The sequence below is a fragment of the Kocuria rosea genome (genome assembly GCF_023715525.1).
GTDB lineage: Bacteria > Actinomycetota > Actinomycetes > Actinomycetales > Micrococcaceae > Kocuria > Kocuria rosea_A.
Genome location: NZ_JAMBOG010000041.1, coordinates 1 through 11587 on the forward strand (window position 1 = coordinate 1; position 11587 = coordinate 11587).

General features: G+C 72.1%; 4 protein-coding genes. 1 reads left to right on the forward strand and 3 read right to left on the reverse strand.

Translation table 11 applies throughout. From position 1 onward, the window contains the following. Positions 1-515 precede the first annotated feature (515 nt). The 3 genes from glgB to M3185_RS16670 all read right to left on the reverse strand — a co-directional run bounded on the left by glgB (position 516) and on the right by M3185_RS16670 (position 8884). Positions 516-4529, reverse strand: coding sequence for a 1,4-alpha-glucan branching protein GlgB (glgB, locus tag M3185_RS16660; RefSeq protein ID WP_251334796.1), 4014 nt, complete (start codon positions 4527-4529; stop codon positions 516-518). A gap of 54 nt (positions 4530-4583) precedes the next feature. Beyond that, on the reverse strand, positions 4584-6350 hold the full coding sequence (treS, locus tag M3185_RS16665) for a maltose alpha-D-glucosyltransferase (RefSeq protein WP_251334797.1): 1767 nt from the start codon (positions 6348-6350) through the stop codon (positions 4584-4586). A gap of 104 nt (positions 6351-6454) precedes the next feature. After that, positions 6455-8884 (reverse strand): alpha-1,4-glucan--maltose-1-phosphate maltosyltransferase, encoded by a 2430-nt coding sequence (locus tag M3185_RS16670; protein ID WP_308222223.1) that lies wholly within the window; start codon positions 8882-8884, stop codon positions 6455-6457. 75 nt (positions 8885-8959) lie between these two features. Between M3185_RS16670 and glgP the strand changes: the two genes are divergently transcribed. Continuing rightward, positions 8960-11557: an alpha-glucan family phosphorylase gene (glgP, locus tag M3185_RS16675; RefSeq protein WP_251334798.1), complete on the forward strand. Its 2598-nt coding sequence runs from the start codon at positions 8960-8962 to the stop codon at positions 11555-11557. The last annotated feature ends 30 nt before the right edge of the window (positions 11558-11587 follow it).

Consider the following 11587-nt stretch of genomic DNA (forward strand, 5'->3'; position numbering starts at 1 on the left):
ACCCGAACGATCCAGGCTGACACCGTCACCCACCCCACGGAGGCGGAACGAGCAACGGCCAATCAACCAAACAAAACATTTGGCATCAACAAACATGGCACACTATTGAGTTCTCAAACAACAGACCGGTCAGCGTGTCGCGCTGGACACCTGCTCCCGGAGTGCTCTGCAACCTTAGGCCGTCGGGCCGGTCTCGGTCAATCCCGGGTGAACGCTCGGTTACCGGTTCATGACCGCACCGCCTTCCGGCGAAGCTGACAATCTCCTACTCTAACACGTTTCCGCTCCTTCGCAACCCGGGGGCTGCTCGGACGGTCGGTGCCGGAGGAGGACGCCGCCACCGGGCTCTCCCGGAGGAGTTCCTCGCCGCGGCGACTCGGAAGAAGTTACTCCCTTTGCGGCGGCGGTGCAACCCGGGCCCGGCAGCGTCTCCCGGCCACGGATCCGGGTGCGCGAGGGGCCCGGGTCTCGGACCCGGGCCCCTCGCTGGGTGCAGCGCCGTGGCCGGCGCAGCGTCAGTCCTCGGCGGGTTTGAGGTACAGCACCGCGAGCGGCGGGACGGTGAGCACGGCGGACGCCGGGCTGCCGTTGTGGGCTCCCTCGGTGGCGGTGACCTTGCCCAGGTTGCCGACGCCGGACCCGCCGAAGAGCTCGGAGTCCGTGTTGAGCACCTCGACCCACTCCCCCGCCCACGGCAGCCCGAGGCGGAAGTCCTTGTGGGGGTGGCCGGCGAAGTTCGCCACGCACACGAGCGGGTTGCCCTGCTCGTCCCACCGGGTGAAGGACAGCGTGTTGCGCCCGGCGTCGCCGGCGTCGATCCACTCGAAGCCGGCGGGGTTGTTGTCCCTCTCGTACAGGGCCGGGGTGTCCCGGTAGATGTCGTTGAGCGTGCGGACCAGCTCCTGGACCCCCTTGTGCGGCGGGGTCTCGGACAGCCACCAGTCCAGCCCGTGCTCCTGCGACCACTCCGACTCCTGGGCGTACTCGGTGCCCATGAAGATCAGCTGCTTGCCCGGGTGCGCCCACATGTACGCGAGGTAGGCGCGGACGTTGGCGAGCTGCTGCCACCGGTCTCCGGGCATCTTCCGCAGCAGCGAGCCCTTGCCGTAGACGACCTCGTCGTGGGAGATCGGGAGCATGAAGTTTTCGGAGAACGCGTAGACGAGCGAGAACGTCAGCTTGTTGTGGTGGTAGTACCGGTTGATCGGGTCCTCGGCCATGTACTCGAGCGTGTCGTTCATCCAGCCCATGTTCCACTTCAGCCCGAAGCCGAGCCCGTCGGCGTCGGTCGGCCGGGTGACGCCCGGGAAGGACGTGGACTCCTCGGCGATCATCACGATGCCGGGGGTGCGCTTGTACGCCGTGGCGTTGGCCTCCTTGAGGAAGGCGATGGCCTCGAGGTTCTCGCGGCCGCCGAAGGCGTTGGGCTCCCACTCGCCGTCGTTGCGCGAGTAGTCCAGGTAGAGCATCGACGCGACCGCGTCCACGCGCAGGCCGTCGATGTGGAACTCCTCGAGCCAGTAGGACGCGTTGGCCACCAGGAAGTTGCGGACCTCGTTGCGCCCGTAGTCGAAGATCAGGGTGCCCCAGTCCTTGTGCTCGCCGCGGCGCGGGTCCGGGTGCTCGTACAGGGCCTCCCCGTCGAACCGGGCCAGGGCGAACTCGTCCTTCGGGAAGTGGCCCGGCACCCAGTCGACGAGCACGCCGATGCCGGCCTGGTGCAGCTTGTCGACGAGGTAGCGGAACTCGTCCGGGGTGCCGAAGCGCGACGACGGCGCGTAGTAGGACGTGACCTGGTAGCCCCACGACCCGCCGAACGGGTGCTCGGCCACGGGCATGAACTCGACGTGGGTGAAGCCCTGCCAGGTGAGGTACTCCACGAGCTCCGTGGCGAGGTCCTTGTAGTCAAGGCCCATCCGCCACGAGCCGATGTGCATCTCGTAGACGCTCATGGGGCCGTTGTGCGGATCGGTCTTCGCCCGGCGGGCCATCCACTCGTCGTCCTGGAACTCGTAGGTGGACTCGAAGACCCGGGACGCGGTGGACGGCGGGACCTCGGTGCCGAAGGCCATGGGGTCGGCCTTCTCCCGCCACCCGCCGTCCCGGCCCAGCAGGCGGAACTTGTAGGTCGCGCCGGATTCGAGGCCCGGGACGAAGATCTCCCACACGCCCGAGCCGCCGAGCGAGCGCATAGCGTGCTCCGTGCCGTCCCAGCCGTTGAAGTCGCCGATGACGCGCACGGCCTGGGCGTTGGGGGCCCACACGGCGAAGCTCACGCCCGTGATCTCGCCCATCGCCGAGGGGTAGCGGCGCACGTGGGCGCCGAGGACCGTCCACAGCGTCTCGTGGCGGCCCTCCCCGATCAGGTGCAGGTCCAGCTCGCCCAGGGTGGGCGCGAAGCGGTAGGGGTCGTCGCCGCGCTGCGGCTCGAGGCCGCGGTAGGTGACCTCCAGGCGGTAGTCCGGGATCCGGCCGGGCTCGCGGGCCGGGACGACGCCCGTGAAGATCCCGCCCCACTCGTGCTCGAGTTCGACCTTGCCGTCCTCGGTGATCACGGCGACCCCGGTCGCGAACCGGCGCAGCGCGCGCACCGTGACGGTGCCGTCCGGGTTCGGGTGCGCGCCCAGCACGGAGTGCGGGTCGTGGTGGCGGCCCTCGGACACGGCGGCCAGCACGTGCTCGGGCACCGGGACGGGCCCGCCGGCGGGTGCGGCGGCAGGTGCTGCGGCGCCGGCCGGCACGGGGGCGGCAGCAGGCTTGGTAGCAGGCGCGGCGGCACCGGCCGGTGCGGTGTCGCGGCGGTCCTGCGGGGTGCTGGCTGTCACATCGTCCTCGATTTCCGTTCCCGGTCCCGCCGGGGGGCGGAGCTCGGACCGGGAGCTGTCGTCGTCGTGGTCGGTGGCGGCCGTGGCGGCCGCACCGGCGGGTTCAGGGTTCACGCTACGCGACCGGACGCCTTCCAGAGAACGGCGCACCGCCGAGGCCGGGACCTCCAGCCAGTCGGGGCGGTTGCGCTGCTCGTAGACGACCTCGTAGAGGGCCTTGTCGAGCCACAGGGCCAGGAACAGGGGGGACCCGCGGTCCACGGCCCGGCCGGCGACCTCCGCGTAGCCCTCGAGGAAGGCGCCGCTCGCGCGCCGGCCCCAGTCCTCGGCGTCGCGGGCGCCCGCGCGCGCGGCGAAGGCGGCGGCGTAGTCGAAGGAGCGCAGCATCCCGACGACGTCGCGCAGGGCCACGTCCGGGCGCGTGCGCTCCTCGATCGGGCGCAGCGGCTCGCCCTCGAAGTCCAGGACCTTGAACTGGCCGTCGGCGGCCTGCAGCACCTGGCCCAGGTGGTAGTCGCCGTGGATGCGCTGGAGCTCGGGCAGCTCGGCGACGTCCTCGAGGGCGGCCAGGACCGCGTCGAGCTGCGCGGCGTGGTCGTCGAAGAGGGTGCCGGTCTCCGTGCGCGCCCAGCGGATGCGGCCGGCCAGGTCCTCGAGCAGGCGGGCGCGGGCGGCGTCGTCGGGGGCGTGCGCGCCGAACGCGCGCGCGAGGTCGCGGTGCACGCGGGCGGTGGTGCGGCCGAGGTCGCGGGCCGGCGCGGAGAAGTCCTCCCTGCGCTCCCCGGCGGCGACCGCCCGGGCCCACGCGTCCGCGGAGCCCGCGAGGAACTCCGTGGCCACGGCGAGCTGCCCCTCGTGGGCGGCCAGGCCCGAGCGCCAGCGGGCGTCGAGCCAGCCGAAGGTGCGCGGCACCGCGGGGCAGCCGAGCGCGGTGAGCTCCCGGCCCACCTCGACGTCCGGGTTGCGGCCCTCCCCCACCACGCGGAAGAACTTCACGATCACGGCGTCGGCGTCGGCCGTGCCGGTGGGCGGGGTGAGGATCACCGACGAGTTGGACTGCTCGCTGGCGATCACGCGCACCTGGTCGCGGCCCTCGACCGGCCAGGACACGCGCAGCGCCCCGCCGTGCGCGCCGGTCACGGACAGCCCGAGGGGCCCGGAGCCCGCGGAGCCGTCCTGCTGCATGAGCGCGAGCGCCGGGCCCACGAAGGCGGGGTCGCCCACGCCGTCGTAGACCCACGGCCCGGCCGGCGCGTCCTCCGCCCCGGGCAGCGGCAGGCCCGTGCGCTGGGCGACCGCCCGCCCGGCGCGGGCGGCCCGGTCGCGGAGCAGGCGGGCGGTGCGCAGCGGGCTCCGCCCGTCCTCCGCACCCGGGTCCTCGGCGCCCGGCTCCGGCGTGCCGGTGTCGGACCGGGCGGCGGGCAGGGCGCCCACGAGGAACCGCTCGGCGTCCTCCAGCGGGGCCCCGCGGAACGTCAGGGGCACCTGCAGCAGCTCGGTGCGCCCCGCCTCCTGCGCCTCCACCAGCAGGACGCGGGCCTCGGCGGATCCGCCGTCCCCGTCCGTCCCGGTGTCGGGCAGCGCGAGCTGCGCGGCGACCCGCAGGGCCACGCCCTCGCCGCCGTCCCCGAAGGGGAACCACCGCTGCCGCGGCAGCCACCGGCGCAGGAGGTCGAGGAGCTCGTCGGGGTGCTGGTCGCTCATGTGGTCAGGTCCTTCCGGGTGCGGGCGGGGAGGGTGCGGCTGGAGCGGGTCGCCTCAGCTCCGGGCGGGGGTGATGATCGGCAGGGCCGTGGTGTGCGGGTGCGTGCCGTCGTCGCGGGCGGCCGCCCGCAGGCGCAGCCAGAAGAAGTCCTGGCTGCCCAGGGTGATGCGGTACTCGCCGGCCTCGTCGACCTCCCCGAACAGGTCCCCGCCGAAGAGTTCGCGCAGGCCGCGGCCCGCGTACTCGGGCAGCCGGATGCGGGCGCACGCGGGCGTGTGGGCGAGGTTGAACAGGCACAGCAGGGTCTCGCCGCGGCCGTCCTCCGTCTCCTCGTCCGGCAGGACGCGCAGGAACGCCAGCACGGAGTCGTGGTCGGTCTCCACGTTGACGTAGGAGCCCAGCCCGAACGCCGGGTGCGCCTTGCGCACCGCCAGCATCTGGCGCATCCAGTGCAGCAGGGAGGACGACGACGCCAGCTGCGCCTCCACGTTGACCTGGTTGTAGTGGTACACGAGGGACTGGACGACCGGCAGGTAGAGCTTGCCCGGATCGGCCTTGGAGAACCCGGCGTTGCGGTCCGGGGTCCACTGCATCGGGGTGCGGGAGGCGTCGCGGTCGGCGAGCCAGATGTTGTCGCCCATCCCGATCTCGTCGCCGTAGTACAGGAACGGGCTGCCCGGCAGCGACAGCAGCAGGGCGTGGATGAGCTCCAGCTCGGCCCGCGAGTTGTCCAGCAGGGGCGCCAGGCGCCGGCGGATGCCCACGTTGGCGCGCATGCGGGAGTCGGGGGCGTACCAGCCGAGCATGGCCTGGCGCTCCTCGGTGGTCACCATCTCCAGGGTCAGCTCGTCGTGGTTGCGCAGGAACGTCCCCCACTGCGTGCCGCGCGGGATGTCCGGGGTCTCCCGCATCGTGTCGATGATCGGGGTCGCCTTCTGGTCCCGCAGCGCGTAGAAGATGCGGGGCATGATCGGGAAGTGGAAGCACATGTGGCACTCGGGGTTCTCCTCCGTGCCGTAGTACTCCACCACCTCGTGCGGCATCTGGTTGGCCTCCGCGATGATGACGCGGCCCGGGTACTGCTCGTCGACCATGGCGCGCAGCTTCACGAGGAAGTCGTGCGTGCCCGGGAGGTTCTCGCAGTTGGTCCCCTCCTCCTCGATCAGGTACGGGATCGCGTCGGCGCGGAAGCCGTCGATGCCCATGTCCAGCCAGAACTTCACGACGTCGAACACGGCCTCCACCACGGCGGGGTTCTCGAAGTTGAGGTCCGGCTGGTGGGAGAAGAACCGGTGCCAGAAGAACTGCCGGCGGATGGGGTCGAACGTCCAGTTCGACTCCTCGTGGTCCACGAAGATGATGCGGGCGTCCTGGTACAGCTCGTCCGTGTCCGACCAGACGTAGAAGTCGCCGTACGGCCCGTCCGGGTCCTCGCGGGAGGCCTGGAACCAGGGGTGCTGGTCGCTCGTGTGGTTCAGCGGGAGGTCGGTGATCACGCGCAGGCCGCGGGCGTGCGCCTCGGACACGAGCCGCTTGAAGTCGCTGATCGTGCCGAACTCGTCCAGGACGGAGTAGTAGTCGGAGATGTCGTACCCGCCGTCGCGCAGGGGGGACTCGTAGAACGGGGGGATCCACAGGCAGTCGATCCCCAGCCACTGCAGGTAGTCCAGCTTGTCGATCAGGCCGGAGAAGTCGCCGGAGCCGTCACCGTTGGCGTCGGAGAACGCCCGGACGAGCACCTCGTAGAACACCGCTTTGCGGAACCAGTCGGGGTCGTGGGAGATGCCGGGGGCATTGAGCGAGTACGGCGAGGTGCTCATGCGGGGGTGCCGCCTTTCGGACAGGTGGGGCAATAGGTGGGTGCTGGAGGGGGCCTCCCCGGGCGCGGCGCCCAGGGAGGCCCCCGACGGGGTCTCGGAGACCCTTACTTGACGTTGCGCCGGACGTGCAGGACGTGGGCGGGCTCGTGGTGCGGGTCCAGGCGCACGTAGTTGTGCGTGCCCCACTTCCACGACTCGCCGCTGATCAGGTCGTCGACCCAGAAGCTGCCGTCCTCGTTGAAGTCGGCGTCGTCGAGGTTCAGCGACGCGAGGTCCAGCCACACGGTGCCCTCGCGCACGGCGTGCGGGTCCACGTTGACGACGACGATGACCGTGTCCTTCTGGGCCGCCTCCCCGTGGCCGACGGTCTTCGTCTTCGAGTAGGCGACGAGCGCGTCGTCGGACGTGGTCTGCACGGTGAGGTTCTGCAGGTCGCCCAGCGACGCGTGCCCGCGGCGGATCTCGTTGAGCCGGCGCAGGTACGGGGCCAGGGACCGTCCGGCCGCCTCCGCCCCGGCGAAGTCGCGGGGACGGTACTCGTACTTCTCGTTGTCGATGTACTCCTCCGCCCCGGGCCGGGCCACGTGCTCGTACAGCTCGTAGCCCGCGTAGACGCCCCACAGCGGCGACCCGGTGGCGGCGAGGACGGCGCGGACCTTGAACGCCGCCGGACCGCCGAACTGGAGGTACTCCGTGAGGATGTCCGGGGTGTTGACGAAGAAGTTGGGCCGGTACACCGCCGAGGTCTCGTGGCTGATCTCGTGGAAGTACTCCTCGATCTCCTGCTTCGTGTTGCGCCAGGTGAAGTAGGAGTAGGACTGCTGGAAGCCGACCCGGGCGAGGCCCTGCATCATGGCCGGGCGGGTGAAGGCCTCGGCGAGGAAGACCACGTCGGGGTGCTTGGCGTTGACCGTGCCGATCAGCCACTCCCAGAACCACAGGGGCTTGGTGTGCGGGTTGTCGACCCGGAAGATCTTCACGCCGTGGGAGATCCACAGCTCCACGATCCGCAGCACCTCGAGGGAGAGCCCCTCGGGGTCGTTGTCGAAGTTCAGGGGGTAGATGTCCTGATACTTCTTCGGCGGGTTCTCCGCGTACGCGATCGAGCCGTCGGCGCGGGTCGTGAACCACTCGGGGTGGGCGGCCACCCACGGGTGGTCGGGCGACGCCTGCAGCGCGAGGTCCAGGGCGACCTCCAGGCCGACGTGCTGGGCACGGGCCACGAAGGCGTCGAAGTCCTCGAACGAGCCGAGGTCCGGGTGGATGGCGTCGTGCCCGCCCTCGGGAGCGCCGATGGCCCACGGGGACCCGGGGTCCTGGGGCCCGGCCACCAGGGTGTTGTTCGGCCCCTTGCGGTGGGCCCGCCCGATCGGGTGGATCGGCGGCAGGTAGATGACGTCGAAGCCCATGCCCGCGACCGCCTCGAGCCGCTCGGCGGCGGTGCGCAGGGTGCCGGAGGTCCACGTGCCCGTCTCGGCGTCGAGGACGGCGCCCTCGGAGCGGGGGAAGAACTCGTACCAGGAGCCCTGGCCGGCGGCGGCGCGCTCGACCTTCAGCGGGTAGCGGCGGCTCTCGGTGACAAGGTCGCGCACCGGGCGCTCGGCCACGACGGCCAACACCCCGGCCGAGACGGCCGCCTCGAGCCGGTCCTCGGCCGGCAGCTCGCGGTCGGCGAGCGTGCGGGAGACCGAGCGGAACAGCTCGGCGTCGGAGCCCGGGCGGCCCTCCTCCGCGGCGGCGCGGTCGAAGAGCAGCACGCCCTCGTCCATCATCAGCTCGACGTCCTGGCCGACGCCGACCTTGATCTCGGCGGCGTGCCGCCAGGTCTCGTAGAGGTCCCCCCAGCCCTCGACCGCGAAGGACCAGGCGCCCTCGGCGGACGGGGTCAGCCAGGCCTCGTAGCGGTCGGTGCCGGGAACCAGCAGCCGCATCGGCACGCGCTCGGCCTCGGCGCCCTGCGGGTCGTAGAGCACCGCGGTGACGCCCAGGGCGTCGTGCCCCTCCCGGAACACCGTGGCGCCCACGCGGATCGACTGGCCGGGCACGGCCTTGGCCGGGAAGCGGCCGTCCTCGACGGCCGGGCTCACGTCCACGACGGGGATCCGGCCGTAGACCAGGTTCTCGCGGGAGAACGCCGTCTTGCGGCGGCGGGCCGGGGCCTTGCGCGCGGCCGGCTTCTTGGCGGCGGGCGCCTTGTCCGCGGCCGCGGCGGAAGCCTTCGTGGCGGTCCCCGCGGAGGCCTTGGCGGCGGACGTCCTGCGCGTGGCGGGCTTCTTCGCGGCGGGAGCCTGCTCCTCGGCCGCGGGCGCGGCCTCGGCGGCCTCCGGCGCGGGTTCGGCGGCCTTCTTGGCCGTCGAGCTCCGACGGCGCGCCGGGGCCTTCTTCGCGGGCGGCTCGGCCGCGACGGCCTCGGCCACGACGGCGTCCGGGATCTCGCCGGCCGGGGCCGTCGAGGGGTCAGGGGCGGGCGTGCCGGCCGGGCGCGAGGCCGGGTCGGTCGGGGAAGGAGTGTTGGCTTGGCTCACCCGCACCACGTTAGCGACAAAGCCGACGATCGTTAAGCCCGCTGACTACCGCGACACGGCGGGGCGGCCGGGTAGTCTGACCGCGTGAAGGCAATCCGTAGATTCACCGTGCGCACCGTGCTGCCGGAGTCCATCGCTCCCCTGAGCCGCCTGGCCAAGAACCTGCGCTGGTCGTGGCACCGCCCGACCGAACAGCTCTTCGCCGACCTCAATCCCCAGGCCTGGGAGGCCGTCCACGGGGACCCGGTCAAGCTGCTGGGCTCGCTCACCCGGGAGGAGATCCAGCAGATCGCCGACGACCCGGAGACCGTCCGGCGCATCGAGGAGCTCGACGCCGACCTCGAGTGCTACCTCACCGACGAGCTCTGGTACCAGCAGACGCAGCCCGCCGACGCGCCGGCGTCGATCGCCTACTTCTCCGCCGAGTACGGCATCACCTCCGTGCTCCCCCAGTACTCCGGCGGGCTCGGCATCCTCGCGGGGGACCACCTCAAGAGCGCCTCGGACCTGGGCGTGCCCGTGGTCGGCGTCGGGCTGTTCTACCAGCACGGCTACTTCAAGCAGTCCCTGTCCCGGGACGCGTGGCAGCAGGAGACCTACCCGGTCCTCGACCCGGACGGCCTGCCCCTGACGCTGCTGCGGGAGGAGGACGGCACCCCGGCCAGGGTGACCCTGCCGCTGCCCAACGGCCGGTCCCTGTCGGCGCACATCTGGCGTGCGGACGTCGGACGCGTCCCGCTGCTGCTGCTCGACTCGGACATCCCGGACAACGACGACCACGCCCGCAGCATCACGAACCGGCTCTACGGCGGCGGGGGCGACCACCGGCTCCAGCAGGAGCTGCTGCTGGGCATGGGCGGGGTGCGCGCGCTGCGCGTCTTCCGCCGCCTGACCGGCGCCCCGGAGCCCGAGGTCTACCACTGCAACGAGGGCCACGCCGGCTTCGCCGGCATCGAGCGCGTCTCCGAGCTCATGGAGCCCCGCGGCGACGCCGAGCCGATGACGTGGGAGGAGGCCCTCACAGCGGTGCGCTGCGGCACGGTCTTCACCACCCACACGCCCGTCCCGGCCGGCATCGACCGCTTCGAGCGCGCGCAGATCGAGCACTTCTTCCAGGCCGGCCTCGCCCCGTCGGTGCCCACCGCGAACATCCTCGCCCTCGGCGCGGAGGACTACGACGGCGGGGACCCCGGGAAGTTCAACATGGCCGTGATGGGCCTGCGCCTGGCCCAGCGGGCCAACGGCGTGGCGAAGCTGCACGGCGTCGTCTCCCGGCAGATGTTCCAGGGCCTGTGGCCGGGCTTCGACAACGACGAGGTCCCGATCGGGTCGATCACCAACGGCGTGCACGTGACCAGCTGGATCGACCCGCGGATGGCCGAGCTGGTCCTCGACCCGCACGGGACGGACCTGGACCGGGCCGCCCGGTGGCGGCACGTCTACTCCGTGGAGGACACCGAGCTGTGGGCGGTCCGCCGGGAGCTGCGCAAGCGGCTCGTGCAGGACGTGCGCACCCGGCTGCGGGCGTCGTGGAAGGCCCGCGGCGCGGCCGACGCCGAGCTGGGCTGGACCGACTCGGTGCTGGACCCGGATGTGCTCACCATCGGCTTCGCCCGGCGCGTGCCGACGTACAAGCGCCTGACGCTCATGCTGCGCGACCCGCAGCGGCTGAAGAAGATCCTGCTGAACCCCGAGCGTCCCGTGCAGCTGGTGGTGGCTGGGAAGTCCCACCCCGCGGACGAGCAGGGCAAGCGGATGATCCAGGACCTCGTGCGCTTCACGGACAACCCCGAGGTGCGCCACCGCATCGTCTTCCTGCCCAACTACGACATCGCGATGGCCCGCACCCTGTTCCCCGGCTGCGACGTGTGGCTGAACAACCCCCTGCGCCCGCTCGAGGCCTGCGGGACGTCCGGGATGAAGGCGGCCCTCAACGGCGGGCTCAACCTCTCGGTGCTCGACGGGTGGTGGGACGAGATGTACGACGGTCAGAACGGCTGGGCCATCCCCACCGCCGACGAGGGCGCGCACCCGGACGAGCGCGACGACATTGAGGCCGCGGCCCTGTACGAGCTCATCGAGAACCACGTGGCCCCCCGCTTCTACGGCGAGGCCGCCGAGGGCTCGGAGCCGGGCACCGACGGCGTGCCGCACCAGTGGCTGGCCATGGTCAGGCACACCCTCGCGACCCTGGGCCCGCGGGTCTCGGCCAAGCGGATGGTCGACGACTACGTCCGGGAGCTCTACGTCCCCGCCGCCCGCTCCCAGCGGCGGGCGGCCGCGGACGGCTTCGCGGTCGCCCGGGCCGAGTCCCGCTGGGTGGGCCGGGTGCGCCAGGCCTGGCCGGAGGTGAGCGTCGAGCACGTCGACGCGGAGGGCGTCGAGCAGGAGCCGCAGATCGGCGACGAGCTGCGGGTCCACGCCTACGTCACCCTCGGCTCGCTCACCCCCGAGGACGTCCGGGCGGAGATCGGCTACGGCCGGGTCTCCGAGACGGACCACATCCACGAGCGCAGGTACGCGCTGCTGGCCCCCAACGGGGACCTGGGCGGCGGCCGGCACCGGTTCAGCGGCTCCGTCACGATCGACCGCTCCGGCCCGTTCGGCTACACGGTGCGGGTGGTGCCGCAGCACCCGCACATCGCCGACAAGGCCGAGCTGGGGCTCGTGGTCAACGCCTGAGAGCCTCTGTCCGAACGGCGGCGGGGGGGG

Excerpts from the sequence above, each read along its gene's own strand:
- glgB (WP_251334796.1), bottom strand. The coding sequence starts at position 4,529 with ATGAGCGACCAGCACCCCGACGAGCTCCTCGACCTCCTGCGCCGGTGG.
- treS (WP_251334797.1), bottom strand. The coding sequence starts at position 6,350 with ATGAGCACCTCGCCGTACTCGCTCAATGCCCCCGGCATCTCCCACGAC.